The 18,476-nt window shown below is 53.7% G+C and carries 21 protein-coding genes, 2 tRNA genes and 1 other RNA gene; 13 read left to right on the top strand and 11 right to left on the bottom strand.

Annotation, left to right across the window (positions count from 1 at the left end):
- Window positions 1–61 precede the first annotated feature (61 nt).
- From L6R44_RS05895 to L6R44_RS05885, 3 genes are all read right to left on the bottom strand, one after another.
- Window positions 62–149, bottom strand: a tRNA-Ser gene (locus L6R44_RS05895).
- A 138-nt stretch (window positions 150–287) separates the two neighbouring features.
- On the bottom strand, window positions 288–965 hold the full coding sequence (locus tag L6R44_RS05890; RefSeq protein WP_237423547.1) for an isochorismatase family protein: 678 nt from the start codon (window positions 963–965) through the stop codon (window positions 288–290).
- A gap of 20 nt (window positions 966–985) precedes the next feature.
- Window positions 986–1,846: a pirin family protein gene (locus L6R44_RS05885; protein ID WP_237423546.1), complete on the bottom strand. Its 861-nt coding sequence runs from the start codon at window positions 1,844–1,846 to the stop codon at window positions 986–988.
- 109 nt (window positions 1,847–1,955) lie between these two features.
- Between L6R44_RS05885 and L6R44_RS05880 the strand changes: the two genes are divergently transcribed.
- A complete protein-coding gene (locus tag L6R44_RS05880; RefSeq protein ID WP_237423545.1) occupies window positions 1,956–2,861 on the top strand; it encodes a LysR family transcriptional regulator in 906 nt (301 codons plus the stop codon).
- Window positions 2,862–3,177: 316 nt separating this feature from the next.
- Here L6R44_RS05880 and L6R44_RS05875 read toward each other — a convergent pair.
- A non-coding RNA gene (locus L6R44_RS05875) (RtT sRNA) lies at window positions 3,178–3,315 on the bottom strand.
- A gap of 44 nt (window positions 3,316–3,359) precedes the next feature.
- Window positions 3,360–3,447, bottom strand: a tRNA-Ser gene (locus L6R44_RS05870).
- Between the two features lie 232 nt (window positions 3,448–3,679).
- On the opposite strand from L6R44_RS05870, the gene ghrA reads away from it, so the two are divergent.
- The 4 genes from ghrA (at window position 3,680) to L6R44_RS05850 (ending at window position 6,595) form a co-directional block, all read left to right on the top strand.
- Window positions 3,680–4,618, top strand: coding sequence for a glyoxylate/hydroxypyruvate reductase GhrA (ghrA, locus tag L6R44_RS05865; protein ID WP_237423544.1), 939 nt, complete (start codon window positions 3,680–3,682; stop codon window positions 4,616–4,618).
- Window positions 4,619–4,702: 84 nt separating this feature from the next.
- Window positions 4,703–5,440, top strand: a complete 738-nt coding sequence (locus L6R44_RS05860; RefSeq protein WP_032639573.1) for a phosphatase — start codon at window positions 4,703–4,705, stop codon at window positions 5,438–5,440.
- Between the two features lie 21 nt (window positions 5,441–5,461).
- Window positions 5,462–6,016 carry a TorD/DmsD family molecular chaperone gene (locus L6R44_RS05855; protein ID WP_032639575.1) on the top strand — a complete coding sequence of 185 codons (555 nt, stop codon included), beginning with the start codon at window positions 5,462–5,464 and terminating at the stop codon, window positions 6,014–6,016.
- A 96-nt stretch (window positions 6,017–6,112) separates the two neighbouring features.
- Complete coding sequence (locus L6R44_RS05850; protein WP_077064580.1) at window positions 6,113–6,595, top strand: DUF1097 domain-containing protein; 483 nt, start codon at window positions 6,113–6,115, stop codon at window positions 6,593–6,595.
- Between the two features lie 43 nt (window positions 6,596–6,638).
- On the opposite strand, the gene csgG is transcribed toward L6R44_RS05850, so the two are convergent.
- From csgG to csgD, 4 genes are read right to left on the bottom strand one after another with little or no spacing between them, the layout of a single operon-like run.
- The gene (csgG, locus tag L6R44_RS05845) at window positions 6,639–7,472 is read right to left on the bottom strand and encodes a curli production assembly/transport protein CsgG (RefSeq protein ID WP_028019093.1); all 834 of its coding nucleotides are present in this window, start codon (window positions 7,470–7,472) and stop codon (window positions 6,639–6,641) included.
- A 26-nt stretch (window positions 7,473–7,498) separates the two neighbouring features.
- Window positions 7,499–7,912, bottom strand: a complete 414-nt coding sequence (gene csgF / locus L6R44_RS05840; protein WP_032639579.1) for a curli production assembly/transport protein CsgF — start codon at window positions 7,910–7,912, stop codon at window positions 7,499–7,501.
- A 23-nt stretch (window positions 7,913–7,935) separates the two neighbouring features.
- Window positions 7,936–8,325 (bottom strand): curli production assembly/transport protein CsgE, encoded by a 390-nt coding sequence (gene csgE, locus L6R44_RS05835; protein WP_032639581.1) that lies wholly within the window; start codon window positions 8,323–8,325, stop codon window positions 7,936–7,938.
- A 4-nt stretch (window positions 8,326–8,329) separates the two neighbouring features.
- Window positions 8,330–8,980 (bottom strand): biofilm master transcriptional regulator CsgD, encoded by a 651-nt coding sequence (gene csgD, locus L6R44_RS05830; protein ID WP_021240790.1) that lies wholly within the window; start codon window positions 8,978–8,980, stop codon window positions 8,330–8,332.
- Window positions 8,981–9,744: 764 nt separating this feature from the next.
- Here csgD and csgB point away from each other — a divergent pair.
- From csgB to ymdB, 5 genes are all read left to right on the top strand, one after another.
- Window positions 9,745–10,200 (top strand): curli minor subunit CsgB, encoded by a 456-nt coding sequence (gene csgB, locus L6R44_RS05825; protein ID WP_237423543.1) that lies wholly within the window; start codon window positions 9,745–9,747, stop codon window positions 10,198–10,200.
- A 41-nt stretch (window positions 10,201–10,241) separates the two neighbouring features.
- Complete coding sequence (gene csgA, locus L6R44_RS05820; RefSeq protein ID WP_032639585.1) at window positions 10,242–10,694, top strand: curli major subunit CsgA; 453 nt, start codon at window positions 10,242–10,244, stop codon at window positions 10,692–10,694.
- Between the two features lie 61 nt (window positions 10,695–10,755).
- On the top strand, window positions 10,756–11,088 hold the full coding sequence (csgC, locus tag L6R44_RS05815) for a curli assembly chaperone CsgC (protein ID WP_032639587.1): 333 nt from the start codon (window positions 10,756–10,758) through the stop codon (window positions 11,086–11,088).
- Window positions 11,089–11,248: 160 nt separating this feature from the next.
- The gene (locus tag L6R44_RS05810) at window positions 11,249–11,569 is read left to right on the top strand and encodes a type 1 fimbrial protein (protein ID WP_032639589.1); all 321 of its coding nucleotides are present in this window, start codon (window positions 11,249–11,251) and stop codon (window positions 11,567–11,569) included.
- A gap of 106 nt (window positions 11,570–11,675) precedes the next feature.
- Complete coding sequence (ymdB, locus tag L6R44_RS05805) at window positions 11,676–12,218, top strand: O-acetyl-ADP-ribose deacetylase (protein ID WP_237423542.1); 543 nt, start codon at window positions 11,676–11,678, stop codon at window positions 12,216–12,218.
- Window positions 12,219–12,251: 33 nt separating this feature from the next.
- Here ymdB and mdoC read toward each other — a convergent pair whose 3' ends face one another.
- Window positions 12,252–13,391 (bottom strand): glucans biosynthesis protein MdoC, encoded by a 1,140-nt coding sequence (gene mdoC / locus L6R44_RS05800; RefSeq protein WP_032639594.1) that lies wholly within the window; start codon window positions 13,389–13,391, stop codon window positions 12,252–12,254.
- A 254-nt stretch (window positions 13,392–13,645) separates the two neighbouring features.
- Between mdoC and mdoG the strand changes: the two genes are divergently transcribed.
- The 3 genes from mdoG to L6R44_RS05785 all read left to right on the top strand — a co-directional run bounded on the left by mdoG (window position 13,646) and on the right by L6R44_RS05785 (window position 18,032).
- Complete coding sequence (mdoG, locus tag L6R44_RS05795) at window positions 13,646–15,199, top strand: glucans biosynthesis protein MdoG (RefSeq protein ID WP_021240787.1); 1,554 nt, start codon at window positions 13,646–13,648, stop codon at window positions 15,197–15,199.
- Window positions 15,192–17,741 carry a glucans biosynthesis glucosyltransferase MdoH gene (gene mdoH / locus L6R44_RS05790; protein ID WP_077064578.1) on the top strand — a complete coding sequence of 850 codons (2,550 nt, stop codon included), beginning with the start codon at window positions 15,192–15,194 and terminating at the stop codon, window positions 17,739–17,741. Before mdoG ends, mdoH begins: the two co-directional genes overlap by 8 nt.
- A 63-nt stretch (window positions 17,742–17,804) precedes the next feature.
- Entirely contained in the window at window positions 17,805–18,032 is a 228-nt protein-coding gene (locus tag L6R44_RS05785; RefSeq protein ID WP_032639597.1) for a YceK/YidQ family lipoprotein, read from the top strand.
- Window positions 18,033–18,038: 6 nt separating this feature from the next.
- Here L6R44_RS05785 and L6R44_RS05780 read toward each other — a convergent pair whose 3' ends face one another.
- Entirely contained in the window at window positions 18,039–18,413 is a 375-nt protein-coding gene (locus L6R44_RS05780) for a MysB family protein (protein WP_023311118.1), read from the bottom strand.
- Between the last annotated feature and the right edge of the window lie 63 nt (window positions 18,414–18,476).

Below are 18,476 nucleotides of genomic sequence, written 5' to 3'. Positions count from 1 at the left end.
CCCTTTCGGAGAATATAAAAGAAAAAAGCCCGTACTTTCGTACGAGCTCTCATCTTAAATATGGCGGTGAGGGGGGGATTCGAACCCCCGATACGTTGCCGTATACACACTTTCCAGGCGTGCTCCTTCAGCCACTCGGACACCTCACCATATTGTTTTGCTGCCTGACCGCTTGGGGGGGCAACGGGGCGCTACTATAGGGAGTTGCGCTAAAACGGTCAAGCAGATTTTCTGTATTCGTGTGCGTTCGGTTAAGCCTTAATCAGCTCATGCCGCAGTACGGGTTATTAGCGCTTTGAATCGAGCACTTCGCTGTTTTTAACCACTTCCTGCGCTTTGCCGTAGCTTTCGATCAGCAGCCGGTAAGCCGGGAAGATATGGGTATATACCTCAGCCCATTCAGCCGCGTCTTCACGGTTCCAGGTACGCTGGATCTCAGAGGCCACCCCCGCCGTATCCATCGGGACCACGCCTGCCTGCACGACGCGCGCCAGCGTGATCTCCTGCGCCATTTTGCTGTAGGTACCGGAGGCATCAATCACCGCAAACACCTTATACCCGTCCGCAACCGCGCTGATTGACGGGAAGGCCATGCAGACGCTGGTGATAGTGCCTGCGATAATCAACGTCTTGCGTCCGGTCGCTTTCACCGCCGCCACAAACTCCGGATTATCCCAGGCGTTGATCTCACCTTTACGGGCAACGTATTGCGCATGCGGCGCGTTGGCGTGGATCTCCGGAATAAGCGGACCGTTTGGCCCCTGCGGAACGGACGCGGTAGTGATCGCCGGGATCTTCGCCAGCGTAGCGATTTTAGCCAGCGCAGCCGCACGGGCGCGCAGTTCCGGCATGGGCATATCCCCAACGGTCTGGAACAGGCCGCTCTGGTGATCGATGAGCAACATCACCGCATCGTTAACATCGATAACCGGACGCGTGCCGTTAAAATTCGCAGGTGTAGACATGTTCTTCTCCTTTATTACCGTTAGATCTGGCCGAAGCGGCCTGAGTTGAAATCACGAATGGCTTCGTTGATTTCGCTTTTACTGTTCATCACAAACGGGCCATAGCCCACGATGGGTTCATGCAGCGGCTCGCCCGCCATCAGCAGCACTTTTGCGTCGCTGTTCGCCTCCAGGTGAAGCTTGTCGCCTTCCTGACTCAGTACGACCAGCTGGGCTTCTCCTGCCTGAGCCGTACCGTTCACCGTGATGTTGCCTTCCAGCACGACCAGCGCGGTGCTCCAGCCTTCGGGCTGGTTGAGCGTCAGATGGCTTCCCTGATTCAGCGCGATATCCCAGACGTTCAGCGGCGAGAAGGTGTGCGCCGGGCCGGTAACCTCGTCGTAGCGACCGGCAATAACCCGCAGCGTTCCACCGTTGTCAGGCAGCGTCGCCACCGGGATCGCATCCTTCGTTATGCTCTGGTAGCCCGGCACCGCCAGCTTGTCTTTCGCCGGCAGGTTGACCCACAGCTGCATCATTTTCAGCTCGCCGCCTTTCTGCGAGAACCCGGCGGAGTGGAACTCCTCGTGCAAAATGCCTGCGCCTGCGGTCATCCACTGCACGTCGCCGGGACCAATGACGCCGCCTTTACCGGTGGAGTCGCGATGCTCCACTTCACCGGAATAGACGATGGTGACCGTTTCAAAACCCCGGTGAGGGTGCTGGCCTACGCCGCGTTTCGCCCCATCTGCCGGAAAGGTGTACGGGCCCGCGTAGTCCAGCAGCAGGAACGGGCTGAGAGACTCGCCGTGCGTCTGATACGAGAACATTGAACGGACCGGGAAACCATCTCCCACCCAGTGCTGGCGGGGAGCGGTATAAACGCCGGTAATGTTTTTCATGATTAACTCCTGATGTTCTGTTGATGTAATTAGCTTATATTCAGGGGTAATATCCCGGTAGATAGTGAAAATGGCATTCACTGTTCTAAAAATAGAACGATGAGGATGTATGCAAGATCTCAATGACTTCGTCTGGTTTGTGAAGGTGGTGGACAGCGGTGGCTTTGCGGCGGCGGGAAGGGCGCTCGATCTGCCCAAGTCCAGGCTAAGCCGCCGGATCGCGCAGCTGGAAGAACGCCTTGGCGTGCGGCTCATTCACCCAACAACCCGGCAGTTTACGGTGACCGAGGTCGGGCAGACCTTTTATCAGCACTGCAAAGCGATGATGGTGGAGGCCGAAGCCGCCGAGGAAGCCGTTGCGGCACTGCAGGCCGAACCGCGCGGTGTCGTCAGGATCACGTGCCCGATAACCCTGCTGCATGTCCACGTGGGTCCGATGCTGGCCAGATTTATGGCGCGCTACCCCGGCATCAATCTTCAGCTGGAGGCGACCAACCGGCGGGTCGACCTGGTGGGAGAGGGGGTGGATATCGCGATTCGCGTCCGCCCGCGTCCGTTTGATGACAGCGACCTGGTGTTAAGAGTGCTGGCTGACAGGGGGCATTGTCTGGTCGCCGGTCCGACGCTGATTCAACGCATGGGAGAACCGGTCGCCCCGTCAGAACTCAGCGCCTGGCCCGGGTTAAGCATGAGCGAGGGTAAACATATCCATAAATGGGAACTCTGTGGCCCCGACGGCGCCAGAGCGGAAATCCATTACCATCCCCGGCTGATCACCACCGATATGCTCGCGCTGCGTGAAGCTGCCATGGCGGGCATCGGCGTGGTGCAGCTGCCGATTTTAATGGTGAAGGATCAGCTTGCGTCCGGAGAGCTGGTTCGGGTACTTGAGGCATGGGAACCGCGACGGGAAGTGATTCACGCCGTTTATCCGTCAAGGCGCGGTTTGCTGCCGTCCGTCAGGACGCTGGTAGATTTTCTGACCGCAGAGTACGCGAAGATGGTTGAAGAGTAGTTTTTGTAGGTCGGGTAAGCGCAGCGCCACCCGACATATACGGCGCAGGGGAGCTTTAAGATTCTCATCCCCCCTTTCGGAGAATATAAAAGAAAAAAGCCCGTACTTTCGTACGAGCTCTCATCTTAAATATGGCGGTGAGGGGGGGGATTGACTCGCTTCGCTCGCCCTGCGGGCAGCCTGTTCGCTGCGCTCTCAGTCTGTCCAACTGGCTATCGCCAGTTGTCGAACCCCGGTCGGGGGTTCTCATCCCCCCTGCATATGTGCAATATGCGAAAAAAAAGCCCGCATTTTCATGCGAGCTCTTCTTCAAATATGGCGGTGAGGGGGGGATTGACTCGCTTCGCTCGCCCTGCGGGCAGCCTGTTCGCTGCGCTCCCAGTCTGTCCAACTGGCTGTCGCCAGTTGTCGAACCCCGGTCGGGGGTTCTCATCCCCCCCTTTCGGAGAATATAAAAGAAAAAAGCCCGTACTTTCGTACGAGCTCTCATCTTAAATATGGCGGTGAGGGGGGGATTCGAACCCCCGATACGTTGCCGTATACACACTTTCCAGGCGTGCTCCTTCAGCCACTCGGACACCTCACCATATTGTCATCCCGTTGTTGTCGGGACGGGCGCTAATGTAAGGAAAAGCCGAACTCCCGTCAACTCACTTTTTCAGTAATTTAGCGCGTTTAGACAAACTTCAGGCAACATGATTCTTAAATGTGCTGAAAGCGTCTTTTTTATCAGCAACACAGTCGCGCAATAAATTTGATATGCTGACCCTCCAGTGAAAAAGCAAAATAAATCAGCGCAATAAAAGGCAGGAATAACTATGGATATACTTTTCTATCACCCCACGTTCGATACGGCATACTGGATCAAGGCGCTTACGGCAGCATTACCCGGCGCCCGCGTTCGCGAGTGGAAGCGTGGCGATAATGAACATGCTGACTATGCGCTGGTCTGGCATCCTCCGGTAGAAATGCTCCAGGGCCGCAAGCTGAAGGCTGTTTTTGCCCTGGGCGCAGGCGTGGATTCCATTCTGAGCAAACTGAAGGCACACCCTGAAATGCTGCCAGAAGAGATCCCCCTTTTCCGCCTGGAAGATACCGGAATGGGCCAGCAAATGCAGGAATATGCCGTCAGCCAGGTGCTGCACTGGTTCCGCCGCTTTGATGACTATCAGGCCTTTAAACAGCAGGCCCACTGGGAGCCGCTCCCGGATTACCGTCGCGAAGACTTTACTATCGGGATCCTCGGTGCAGGCGTGCTGGGCTCAAAAGTGGCTGAAGCACTCGCTCCGTGGGGCTTTCCGCTGCGCTGCTGGAGCCGCAGCCGTAAGAACTATCCGGGCGTAGAAAGCTTTGCCGGAACGGATGAACTTCCGGCGTTTCTTAAAGGCACGCGCGTGCTGATCAACCTGTTGCCAAACACGGCGGAAACGGTAGGGATCATCAATGAAGCTCTGCTTAACCAGCTCGTCGACCAAAGCTATTTGATGAACCTGGCGCGTGGGGTGCATCTGGTCGAGTCCGACCTGCTGAAGGCGCTGGATAGCGGAAAGCTGAAAGGCGCGATGCTGGATGTCTATAGCCGCGAGCCGCTGCCCGCGGAAAGCCCGCTGTGGACGCATCCGCGCGTGGCGATGACTCCGCACGTGGCTGCCGTGACGCGTCCGGCAGAGGCGGTGGCGTATATCTCCCATACCATCAGCGAAATGGAAAAGGGTAACCCGGTCACCGGCCAGGTCGACAGACGGCGCGGCTACTGAGAGAAACCCGGCGTTCGCCGGGTTTTTGCTAATATTCGCCGCTGATAACTGCTATCCTTTGGAAAAACCGCAGAGGAGAGAGAGATGTATCCCGTTGACCTGCATATGCACACCGTCGCCAGCACCCACGCGTATAGCAACCTCCATGATTATATCGCCCAGGCAAAGCTGAAGGGCATTAAGCTTTTCGCTATCACCGATCATGGCCCGGACATGGCGGATGCGCCGCACTACTGGCATTTTGTGAATATGCGTATCTGGCCACGTCTGGTGGACGGCATTGGGATACTGCGCGGCATTGAGGCAAACATCAAAAATACCGACGGTGAGATCGACTGCACCGGCCCGATGCTGACGTCGCTCGACCTTATCCTCGCCGGTTTCCATGAGCCGGTTTTCCCCCCGCAGGATAAAGAGACCAACACCGCGGCGATGATTGCCACCATTGCCAGCGGCAATGTGCACATTATCAGCCATCCAGGTAACCCGAAGTACCCCATTGATATTCAGGCCGTCGCGCAGGCGGCAGCGAAGCACCGCGTGGCGCTGGAGATCAACAACTCCTCCTTCGTTCACTCGCGCAAGGGCAGTGAAGCTAACTGTCGTGAGGTGGCCGCTGCCGTTCGTGATGCCGGTGGCATGGTGGCGCTGGGCTCCGATTCGCATACCGCGTTTACGCTGGGTGATTTCAGCGAGTGCCTTAAGGTGCTGAATGATGTCAACTTCCCGGAAGGGCAAATCCTCAACGTCACCCCACGCCGCATGCTCGATTTCCTCGAGTCGCGCGGCATGGAGCCGATTGACGAATTTGCCAGTCTTTAATTGTGTAATGGAATAATAAAAATGAACGAGTTCTCCATCCTTTGTCGCGTGCTGGGTACGCTCTATTATCGCCAGCCGCAGGACCCGCTGCTGGTTCCGCTTTTTACGTTAATTCGTGAAGGCAAACTGGCGCAGAACTGGCCGCTGGAACAGGATGATTTACTGGAACGTCTGCAAAAAAGCTGCGATATGCAGCAGATCGCGACGGACTACAATGCGCTGTTCGTCGGCGATGAGTGCCGCGTTTCGCCATACCGTTCCGCCTGGCAGGAAGGGGCGACGGAAGCGGAAGTGCGTGCATTCCTTTCCTCGCGCGGTATGCCGCTGAGCGATACGCCAGCCGATCATATCGGTACGCTGCTGCTGGCTGCCTCCTGGATCGAAGACAACGCCGGGGATGATGAGAACGAAGCCATCGAAACCCTGTTCGAAACGTATCTGCTGCCGTGGGTGGGAACATTCCTGGGTAAAGTAGAAGCGCATGCCGCCTCGCCATTCTGGAGGACGCTGGCACCGCTCACCCGCGACGCGATCGCGGCGATGTGGGATGAGCTGGAAGAAGAGAGTGAAGAGTGATTTAAATCACACAAATTCTGCAACTCAACATTTCAATTTGCACATAATGTGCTTCTGATCGCATTTCTATGGTGCGCTTCTGCTAAGATGCGCGCCATGAACATATTACTTTCTATCGCAATAACGACGGGCATTCTCTCCGGACTCTGGGGATGGGTGGCCGTGTCTCTCGGATTGCTCAGCTGGGCCGGATTCCTTGGCTGTACGGCCTATTTCGCCTGCCCGCAGGGGGGCGTCAAAGGGCTCTTCATCTCAGGCTGCACGCTGATGAGCGGGGTTATCTGGGCGCTGGTCATCATGAAAGGCAGCGCGCTGGCGCCGCATCTGGAGATGCTGGGATACATCATGACGGGCGTGGTTGCCTTCCTGATGTGCATCCAGGCTAAGCATCTGCTGCTGTCGTTTGTGCCGGGAACCTTTATGGGGGCGTGCGCGACCTTTGCGGGGCAGGGTGACTGGAAGCTGGTGGTCCCCTCCCTGGCGCTGGGGTTGCTGTTTGGCTATGCCATGAAAAACAGCGGTCTTTGGCTGGCGTCGCGGCGGGAGAAAGCGCAAAACGTCACGGCAGTGAGTGAATAAAAAAAGGCGAGATAATCATCTCGCCTTTTTTACGCGCTTCCCGTCAGGATTCCGGAGGTACTGACATATCGCGGTATTTCACCAGGATTGGATTCTGCACGTCCGCTTTGTTTTGCAGATCCCACAGCCCGCGATCGATACCATCGTTGATTAAGAAGATCACGCCGGTTTCAATGGCTGACATCAAACACATCATGACCGGTTCGTTAGAGGTGTAGCCAATTTCACCCTCCAGCAAACGCTGGTAATCGATGAAGCGGAATACCCCCGCCTGAACTTCATAAGACAGAATGGTTTTACTGGTGTTCACCGAAGAGAGCACTTCGCCGGTGCTGACGTTGACCACGCGCAGGTTAACCGCGATTTGGTCGAGCTGGTACTGGGTATCCGCACCGATACCGAAGTACCGCGCGCCCACACCCCCCGATTTAACGTTACTTTCGTAACCAATTATCGACCCTTCAATCATCACGTTCGCCGCCGCCAGAGATTGCAGAGGCGTACGGTTGTTGTCCGCGACGGTGCCATTTTCCTGTGCGGCACGAATAATTTTGCGCTCATTCAACAGGTTCTGCAGCCCCTGACGCTCAAGGGGAATAAACCAGTGTGAATCCTTAAGCGCGGTAACCAGCATCGCGGTGGCGCTTTGCGGCACGGCCGTGGAGAAGTTACTTGCCGGGTAAGGTTTAAATTGCCCGGTTTCATCCTGAATATTGTACACGGAGACAAATATTTTCCCCGTAGGAGAAGGTAAATGCGTTAAATCACGATAACTTTGGGCCCGAGGCATTAATGTGGGTTTTGCAGCTTCTTTGGGTGGAGCAGTTAAACAACCGCTCAATAAGCACACTGCAACAAATATCAGGAAGCGCTGCATGATTGTTGTCCTTATTTCGTTGTTGTTTAGAAGTTAGTTGAATCGTTTTGTAGACCGGAAACCTGAATGGTTGAGACTTTCCCGGTTTTACGATCGGTCACGTTCAGCTGAAGCTGTCCGTCCCGGTTGGCGATATCAACAATAAAGTCGTTGGTCACCATTCGGCCGGGTTTACCGGTATTAATATTGGTGAGCAAACCGCCTAAAATCTGCGACTGGATAGCCTGGGTGAAGTTGTCCAGTGCGGAGGGGGTATCCACGCTATAATCCTTGTAGCTTGGGTCCTTATAGGAGTTTTGCGCCTGAGCCTCATTCAGCAGAAACGCGCCGTTGTTAGGGTTACCGCCGAAGTTAGGGTTACGGAACTGAAACGTCATATTTCCGGCCCAGCTTATCGGTGTGATCAGCATTATTGAAACAACTGCATATGCAATACGCATGACAGCCTCCAGATATCGGTTCGCTAGAACTCGTCTTTTGCTAAATCGCGGGTGCTTAATAGCGCTTTATCTATTTGCAGGCGATTAATAGCGTCTTCGGATTGTGCCAGTGCCAGGGCTACGTTTTTATCGAAGTCGAGTTTGGTCGGAAATAAAAACGTTTGATATATAACGTCCTGATTAGCCGTTATCGTTATCCAACTTCCCCATCGTGCACTGGGCCGCTCGTTGATTGTTATATTACCCGTATAGGTACTGTCCCATTTGTCGCTGAAGGCACGGTAAAAGCTGTGCCCGATCGACGAGACGGTGTGGTCTGTTAACAATCCGGGAACTTCGACCTCGACGGCCTTCAGATTCCCAGCAGCGAGCAGGAAACCCGCTGCGGCGATCCAACTCAACGTGCGCTTCATGTGATTAACGCCTGAGGTTATCGTTTGCCCACGAAACCGCCTGAGTTCGGTTTTTCACAGCTATCTTCTTGAAAAGATTATAAAGGTGCGTCTTTACCGTATTTTCGCTGATAAATAACGAACGGGCGATTTCAATATTTGAAGCACCAATGCGTAGCTTATTCAGGATCTCTTTCTCACGGTGCGTGAGCAGTGCTGACTCTGAACTGTTATAGCGATAATTTCCGGAGTGCGTGATGAGATAGCTGGCAAGCTTTTGCGAGAAATAACACTCTCCGCGCAATATACCCTGCAGGCCCTCAACAACCCGGTCTTCTTCTTCCGTGACGTAGAATACGCCATTGATATGCGGCCAGCTCTCAATATCTCTAAAAGGATACTCATCAGGAGTGTTCAATAATAGCACGCGGATATTATTGTTTTTCCTGCTTAAAATATCTTGCCAGTAATGGATAAGCTTTTTATCAGCTTCCATCATATCGAACAGAATGATGCTGCCAGGTGCAATATCATCAAAAGAACGTTGAATATTATGCAATTTCCCGTTCAGTGATAAAGATTGCTTTAAATGTTGTAATAACGCTGTCGCTTGCAAAGAAGGTTTTGTGATCAACAGTAATGTATGACCATGTAAACTATGGACTTCATTATACATGATGAAACCCCACTTTTTTTTGGCACCTGGCAGCTGGCCTCCTTTTTAACAGAGGCCCCCAGAAGTACTGACAGATGTTGCACTGCTGTGTGTAGAATCAGACCATAACCTCCACAGGGAGGTAAATATAAAACCAATTTCGTACATCTAATTTCAATCTAGCTTTTACGAAGTTTAAATCAAGTGTTAAACGTGTAACAGAATGTAAAAATCAATATTAATTTGTGAAAATTGATTGTATGGAATGATAGAAATTGATGCGAAAGTTGTACACTCTAATACAACTGCACAGATTTTAAAAATCATACAAATATTTTTATCTGCATGATTTTAATGTTTATTTATTATTTTTTTACAAGGTTGATTCAGTATGAGTTGCCGATTATTTCTAAGTCCAAAATTGAGTGGCTGCCTGCCTTAAGAAAACGGGCTTCGTGTCACGCTTGAGAAAAAACCCTCTTCTGCCGCTACGTTTAAACAACGCGGAAGGAAGCGTGGACAGCCTTCGTCTCGTTGTACAACCTCACGGTTCGCGATCTGCAATAAAAAATATAAGCTGGCCTGATTAAAGTGATTTTTGATGAAAAATACGACTTTGTGGTGAGCCGATAAATAAAAATAAGGCGCGCGGGTGAGATATTTAAAATGTTTCAGCGGACATACTCTTCACCGTAACGACGCGTTAACACAATACGAAACGTTTTTACAAGTAACACGGTTGTACGGTTATGGCGTGATTCAATAACCAGGTCCAGGGTGACAACATGAAATACACATCGTTATTTATGGTGTTTACATTACTGGGTGCGCCTGGATTTGTAACCGCAGCGAATTCAGATTTAGCCAATGCTGAATATAACTTTGCGGTGAACGAATTAAGTCTTTCATCATTAAATCAGGCAGCCATTATTGGTCAACAGGGGGTTTTTAATAACGCTCAGGTTCGCCAGGAAGGTTCAAAACTTCTATCCATTGTTTCCCAGGATGGGGCAGGAAACAGAGCGAGAGTTGATCAATCAGGGAGTTACAATATTGCCTGGATCGCTCAGAGCGGTAACGGGAATGATGCAGGTATTACGCAAGATGGATACGGTAATAGCGCGAAAATTATCCAGCAAGGGTCGGGTAATAGAGCAAATATTACGCAGTACGGTACGCAGAAAACCGCAGTTGTAGTGCAGAAACAGTCGCAAATGGCGATTAACGTTATTCAACATTAATGCTTTCGCGACGACTTTAATCAATCCGACGGGGGTTTACCATGAAATTTTTCAAAGTGGCAGCGCTTGCAGCAATCGTAGTTTCTGGTAGTGCTATGGCTGGTATGATTAATCAAGGCGGCTGGGGTGATGATCATGGTCATGGTGGTTACGGTGGCCCAAATTCAACCCTGAATATTTATCAGAACGGTGGCGGTAACTCTGCGGTAGCCCTGCAGACAGATGCCAGAAATTCCGTCCTGAATATTAGCCAGACCGGTGGCGGCAACGGCGCCGACGTTGGTCAGGGTTCTGATGACAGTAAAATTAACCTGAGCCAGAACGGTTTCGGCAACAGTGCAACTCTTGATCAGTGGAACAGTAAAAATTCCAAAATGAACGTTAGCCAGTCCGGCGGCTTTAACGGTGCCCTCGTAGACCAGACTGCTTCGAACTCGACTGTTAACGTTACCCAGATTGGTTTCGGTAACCACGCGACAGCCCATCAGTACTGATACTGAAATCTGTGCTACAAAAAACAGGGCTGATGCCCTGTTTTTTTTTCGGGAGTTCATCATGAATACCTTAATTCTCCTTGCCGCCCTGTCGAGCCAGATAACCTTCAAAACGTCGCAGCAGGAAAATATGACCACCATCATTCCGCAGGTCACTCTGGCACAATCGTGTGATTGTCAGGTTCAGATCGTTTCTGTGCGTGAAGGGCAGGGGGGACAAAGTTCTTCCAGACAGCAAAACACGCTTTTTATCCCCGCTAATCAGACGATTGATTTAATGCGCCTGAGTTTAAATATAAGCGCGGGTGACACGGTAAGCATCGTTGTCACCGTTACAGACGGTAAAGCGCTACATTTATCACAGCAGTGGTCGCCAGCGGAACGATCGCTCTAAACATTCATGAAATCAATATGTTGCGAATGTGGCGAGGCTGCGCCGTTGGGCTATGCTGATATCAGGGACCTGGTTGTTATGTTCCGTACGTGAAACTTCGTTTGCCATAAATGAAGCGCGTTTACCCCTCATGGACGATTTTCATTGAGGAGTACTTATAATGAACAACGCTTTTGCTCGACTCGCGGCAGGTCTGGGTCTGTTCGTTTCTGCTTTCAGTATACCGGCCTATTCGGCCACCGTTGTTGACGGTGGCGTCATTCATTTCCGCGGAGCCATTGTCGCAGACCCTTGTGAAGTCACTCCGCAGAAGCAACAGTTTGCCATGTCATGTCCAATAAATAACCGTATGCAAACGCGTATGGTCAGCTATGAAGAGGCGCTTAACGGGAAAGTGAGCGACTCAAGCCTGGCGACGCTTAATATGAAATACCTTAATCCTGAAAAAACGCTCGCGGTTGTCGAAATCCAGTATCGCTAATGCGTACTCTCCCGCCCTGCGGTAGAAGAGGATTTTTTCTGATAGTTTTTTCTCCCGGTCTCCTCTGCGATACACTTAAGAAAAAGGCGGGTTGCAGAGGGGCTTTATGAAACCGCAAATTGAAATTATTCATGGCGATATTACGACACTGCACGTCGACGTTATCGTCAATGCGGCCAATCCATCCCTGATGGGGGGCGGCGGCGTGGACGGGGCTATCCACCGGGCTGCCGGACCGCAGCTGCTGGAAGCCTGTAAAATTGTCCGGCAACAGCAGGGCGAGTGTCCTCCCGGTCACGCGGTCATTACGCTGGCGGGCAACCTGCCTGCCAGAGCGGTTATTCATGCCGTAGGGCCCGTCTGGCATGGCGGGGATCGGCACGAAGCGAGTATTCTGGAAGAGGCTTACCGGAACTGTCTGCGACTGGCCGCCGACAACGGTTATAAAACGATGGCATTCCCGGCCATTAGCACCGGCGTGTATGGTTACCCTAAGGCCGCCGCCGCAACCATCGCCGTCGAAACCGTTTACCGCTATTTATCTTTAAAACCGCTGCCAGAGAAGGTCATTTTTGTCTGTTTCGACGACGATACCCTGCATCTTTATCAGCGGCTTTTGACCCAGCGCAGACAGGAGCTGGAAAGCTGAAGCCAACGCGGCGCATTGAATGCGCCGCGCTGTTTACGCGGCTTTCGCAGGTGGTTTTCCTGAGAAGAGGAAACGCAGGAGCGGGATTCGAAGGTGGATTTCGTAAAGGACGATCGCTACGCCCACCACAAACACCAGCCCGGTAAAGAAGCCCAGCGTGTTGGAGGCGATGTGCGGCGTGATGTAAGCCCCGAAGAAAAGCGTCAGCGGGTGATGCACCAGATAGATAAACAGTGACGCATTCACGAAGTAGGTCACGCGGCTGGACTTGAAGTTAAGCAGACGGTGGCCCAGCGCAAAGACCACGTTCACCATCCACAGGCCCAGCAGCATCGTGATCACGCTTTCCGTTTCATACATCCAGGCGTCGCCGCTGCCGTAGCGCTGGTTCAGCAGATAGGCTGCGAACGCGAGGGTAGCCCCCAGCGCGCACCACGGTGACGGGGTGATAAACAGCGATTTAAGTTTGGGGTAAATAAAGGCCAGCGCGCCGATTAAAAAGAACGGAATGTAGAACAGCGACTGCATCACGACAAAGTTAAATAATCCGTCGCTCAAAATCGGCGGATAAACGATGAGCAGGGTCCGTCGCACGGCGGCATAGGCAATCCCCAACAGCAGGAAGAGCACCGACAGTCTGCCCATCGTCACGTTAGCGAAGAAGGCGTCGGCTCTCGTGCTTAGATGGTGGCGCAGGCGGCTGAAAATCAACAGGCTCACCGTGGTGAGCACCACCAGCACCAGAAGGAACCACAGGTGAGACACCAGTTCCCAGACCAGCGTATTGTACTTTTCATACGGCGTAAGGTTCGGCCAGTTCTCGGCCTTGCCCTTTACGTATTGCAACATAATGAACTGGGGCAGCGTCAGCAGCGGAATGGCGGTCAGCATGGGGATCCCCACGCGCTCTACGCGCACTTTCCACCAGCGTTTGAGCGGATATCGCAGAAACAGCATGTAGGAAAAATAGCCGGAAATGACGAAAAACACCTGCATACGGAAGGCGTGAATAAAGTCATTAAACAGCGTCAGCCACCAGGAGGGCATCGCGCTATTCACGTGCCAGGTGTGGCTGGAGTAAATCAGTGATATGTGAAAAGGGATCCCCAATAGCATCAGCCATGCCCGGATCGAGTCGAGGAAATATTCACGTTCTGTTGGTGTTGTGCTCATATAACGTTGTGCATTCTCAGACTTTTCGTCTTATCCCTAAGACTCATAATGGTTACATTCGAAGCCAACCCTACACCAAGACCGACACCCTGTCTCCAGGATAAGCACGCAAAGTGAAAAGCGGGTTCTTTCATTTGCTTATTCCATGAGCCAGCAGCTGAACAAAGCAGTGATAATGTTGTCGGATTGCCTGAGTTTCCATTAAAATGGATCGGATCGATATAAGCACACAAAGGGGGAAGTGCTTACTTATTATGAAACATAAACCACAGATGATGAAAATGCGTTGGTTGGGTGCTGCAGTGGTGTTATCATTGTATACCTCATCGGCACTGGCCTTTAACATCGACGATGTCGCAAAACAGGCAAAATCGATGGCAGGCAAGAGCTACGAAGCGCCGAAAAGTAACTTGCCCTCCGTTTTCCGCGACATGAAGTATGCGGACTATCAGCAGATCCAGTTCAACCACGACAAAGCGTACTGGAGCAATATTAAAACCCCGTTCAAGCTTGAGTTTTATCATCAGGGTATGTACTTCGACACGCCTGTTGCCATCAATGAAGTGACGGCGACCGCGGTACGTAAGATCAAGTACAGCCCGGATTACTTCAATTTCGGCAATGTCCAACACGACAAAGATACGGTGAAAGACCTGGGCTTCGCAGGCTTTAAGGTGCTTTACCCGATCAACAGCAAAGATAAAAACGACGAAATCGTGAGCATGCTGGGCGCCAGCTATTTCCGCGTCATTGGCGCCGGGCAGGTGTACGGGCTTTCCGCGCGTGGTCTGGCTATTGATACCGCGCTGCCGTCAGGTGAAGAGTTCCCGCGTTTCCGCGAGTTCTGGATTGAACGTCCAAAACCAACGGACAAACGGCTGACCATCTATGCGCTGCTGGATTCCCCGCGTGCAACCGGCGCCTATCGCTTTGTGATTATGCCGGGTCGTGACACGGTGGTTGACGTGCAGTCCAAGGTTTACCTGCGTGATAAGGTGGGCAAACTCGGCGTTGCGCCGCTGACCAGCATGTTCCTGTTTGGGCCGAACCAGCCGTCGCCGGCAACTAACTTCCGCCCGGAACTGCATGACTCCAACGGGCTGTCTATTCATGCCGGTAACGGGGAGTGGATCTGGCGTCCGCTGAACAACCCGAAACATCTGGCGGTGAGCAGCTTCGCGATGGAAAACCCTCAAGGGTTTGGCCTGCTGCAGCGTGGTCGTCAGTTCTCCCGCTTTGAAGATTTGGACGATCGCTATGACCAGCGTCCAAGCGCCTGGGTCACGCCAAACGGTGACTGGGGTAAAGGTAAGGTCGAGCTGGTAGAAATTCCAACCAACGACGAAACCAACGATAACATCGTCGCGTACTGGACGCCGGATCAGCTGCCGGAAGCCGGTAAAGAGATGAACTTCAAGTACACCATTACCTTCAGCCGCGATGAAGACAAGCTGCATGCGCCGGATAACGCGTATGTGATGCAGACTCGCCGCTCAACGGGTGATGTGAAGCAGTCTAATCTTATTCGTCAGCCTGACGGTACCGTGGCGTTTGTCGTGGACTTCACGGGCCAGGATATGAAGAAACTGTCACCGGATACCGCCGTTGCCGCTCAGGCCAGCATCGGTGATAACGGTGAAATCGTTGAGAATACCGTGCGTTATAACCCGGTAACCAAAGGCTGGCGTCTGACCCTGCGCGTGAAAGTGAAAGATCCGAAACAGACCACTGAAATGCGCGCTGCGCTGGTCAGTAACGATCAGCCGCTGAGTGAAACCTGGAGCTATCAGCTACCTGCCAATGAATAATACATCTGAATATATTGATGCCATGCCGCTGACGGATATCGAAAAAGCGGCACTGCCTAAGAGCGACATCCGCGCGGTTCACACCGCGCTGGATGGCGAACATCGTCAGTTCACCCGTGATGATGATACGCCGCTCGGGTCAGTGAAGGCGCGTCTGGAGCAGGCCTGGCCGGACTCGCTGGCAGAAGGGCAGTTGATTAAAGACGACGAAGGACGCGATCAGCTTCAGGCGATGCCGAAGGCGACGCGTTCCTCGATGTTCCCCGATCCCTGGCGCACCAACCCGGTTGGTCGCTTCTGGGATCGCCTGCGCGGGCGTGATGTGACGCCGCGCTATCTGTCGCGCCTGACGAAAGAAGAGCAGGCGTCCGAACAGAAATGGCGTACCGTGGGGACCATCCGTCGCTATATCCTGCTGCTTCTGACGCTGGCGCAGACGGTCGTCGCGACCTGGTACATGAAAACCATCCTGCCTTATCAGGGCTGGGCGTTCATCAACCCGACGGACATGATGGGCCAGGATCTCTGGGTCTCCTTCATGCAGCTGCTGCCGTATATCCTCCAGAGCGGTATTCTTCTGCTGTTCGCGGTGCTCTTCTGCTGGGTTTCGGCCGGTTTCTGGACCGCGCTGATGGGCTTCCTGCAGCTGCTGATGGGACGGGACAAATACAGCATTTCAGCGTCAACGGTCGGGGATGAACCCCTCAACCCCGAGCACCGGACCGCGCTGATCATGCCTATCTGTAACGAAGACGTCGACCGCGTATTTGCGGGCCTGCGTGCGACCTGGGAGTCCGTGAAGGCGACCGGCAACGCGGCGCATTTCGACGTTTACATCCTGAGCGACAGCTACAACCCGGATATCTGCGTGGCGGAACAAAAAGCGTGGATGGAGCTGATTGCAGAAGTGCAGGGTGAAGGCCAGATCTTCTACCGCCGTCGCCGTCGTCGCGTGAAGCGTAAAAGCGGCAACATCGATGACTTCTGCCGTCGCTGGGGTAATCAGTACAGCTACATGGTGGTGCTGGACGCTGACTCCGTCATGAGCGGTGACTGCCTGAGCGGTCTGGTGCGTCTGATGGAAGCCAACCCGAACGCGGGTATCATTCAGTCCTCGCCTAAAGCGTCCGGTATGGACACCCTTTATGCGCGCTGCCAGCAGTTCGCCACCCGCGTTTACGGCCCGCTGTTTACGGCCGGTCTGCACTTCTGGCAGCTGGGCGAGTCGCACTACTGGGGTCACAACGCCATTATCCGCGTGAAGCCGTTCATTGAGCACTGTGCGCTGGCACCGCTGCCGGGCGAGGGTTCGTTTGCCGGTTCTATTCTGTCGCATGACTTCGTGGAGGCGGCGCTGATGCGCCGTGCGGGCTGGGGCGTCTGGATTGCCTACGACCTGCCGGGATCGTACGAAGAGCTGCCGCCAAACCTGCTGGACGAGCTCAAGCGTGACCGCCGCTGGTGTCACGGTAACCTGATGAACTTCCGCCTGTTCCTGGTGAAGGGGATGCACCCTGTTCACCGCGCGGTGTTCCTGACGGGCGTGATGTCTTATCTCTCCGCACCGCTGTGGTTTATGTTCCTCGCGCTCTCTACCGCGCTGCAGGTTGTCCATGCCCTGACAGAGCCGCAGTACTTCCTGCAACCGCGCCAGCTGTTCCCGGTGTGGCCGCAGTGGCGTCCGGAGCTGGCGATTGCGCTGTTTGCCTCCACCATGGTGCTGCTGTTCCTGCCTAAGCTGCTCAGCATCATCCTGATCTGGTGCAAAGGCTCGAAAGAGTACGGCGGTTTCTTCCGCGTGACCCTTTCACTGCTGCTGGAAGTGCTCTTCTCCGTGCTGCTGGCGCCGGTACGTATGCTGTTCCACACCGTGTTTGTGGTCAGTGCGTTCCTGGGCTGGGAAGTGGTCTGGAACTCACCGCAGCGTGATGACGACTCCACGCCATGGGGTGAAGCCTTTATGCGCCACGGTTCTCAGCTGCTGCTGGGGTTGGTGTGGGCGGCCGGGATGGCCTGGCTGGATCTGCGCTTCCTGTTCTGGCTGGCGCCGATTGTCTTCTCCCTGATCCTGTCGCCGTTTGTCTCCGTCATCTCTAGCCGTTCAACGGTGGGGCTGCGAACCAAACGCTGGAAGCTGTTCCTGATCCCGGAAGAGTATTCCCCGCCGCAGGTGCTGGTGGATACCGATCGTTACCTGGAACAGAACCGCAATCGCTCGCTGGACGATGGGTTTATGCACGCCGTGTTTAACCCGTCATTCAACGCACTGGCAACGGCAATGGCGACGGCGCGTCACCGTGCCAGCCAGGTGCTGGAGATTGCCCGCGATCGTCACGTTGAGCAGGCGCTTAACGAGACCCCGGAAAAACTCAATCGCGATCGCCGTCTGGTTCTGTTGAGCGATCCGGTGACAATGGCGCGTCTTCACTACCGCGTGTGGTCCGCTCCGGAGAAATACTCTTCGTGGGTGAACTATTACAAGGACGTTAAGCTGAATCCGCTGGCGCTAAAGACGAAGTCAGTCGTTAACCAGGGCGGGTAAGCGAAGCGCCACCCGCCAGATAAAATACCGGCTTAATCGCCGGTATTTTTTTAGAGGTGACTCATGAAAATACTCATCGTCGTATTGATGGCGTGCCTGCTGAGCGGCTGCGGCAGCATCATCAGCCGCACCATTCCAGGGCAGGGCCATGGGAATCAGTATTACCCGGGCGTGAAATGGGATGTCCGCGATTCAGCATGGCGCTACCTGACCGTGCTCGATCTGCCGTTCTCGCTGATTTTTGACACCCTCTTACTGCCCATTGACGCCAGCCACGGCCCGTACGAGTAGCGTCAGTTAACGCTCGTCCCACTCATCGGCCGCGGTTTGACCTTCTTCCGTATCCAGCGGCGGCTCGAGCTGAAACTCACCCTCATCCCACTCGTGCAGGGTGTTCTCTTCCAGCCACTCCTGCCGCAGCTCAATCTCGTCGTAATCGCCATCAAAAACGGCCTGCGCACCTTCACCGCTTAATATCGGCAAACATTCCCCTTCTTCGCCTTCGTCGGCAAAGAATTCGGCCTGCCACATAATATCCCCGTCCTGTAGAACGTATTTCTGGATATTAAGCTGCTGCACGTCGGCATCTTCTTCCTCAACGCCGGGGTTATCGGCGAGGAACTCTTCACGAGCGGCATCAATCGCTTCTTCCAGCGTGGCGTACATGGTCATGGGTGTCTCCCTGTTTTCCAGAAGGTTTCAGGGAAAGAATAGCTGAATATCAGATTCTGCAAG

This window comes from Enterobacter cloacae complex sp. ECC445 (genome assembly GCF_021892025.1).
GTDB lineage: Bacteria > Pseudomonadota > Gammaproteobacteria > Enterobacterales > Enterobacteriaceae > Enterobacter > Enterobacter chengduensis.
Note: the sequence above shows the minus strand (reverse complement) of the source record. Positions and strands in the feature narration are given on the sequence as shown.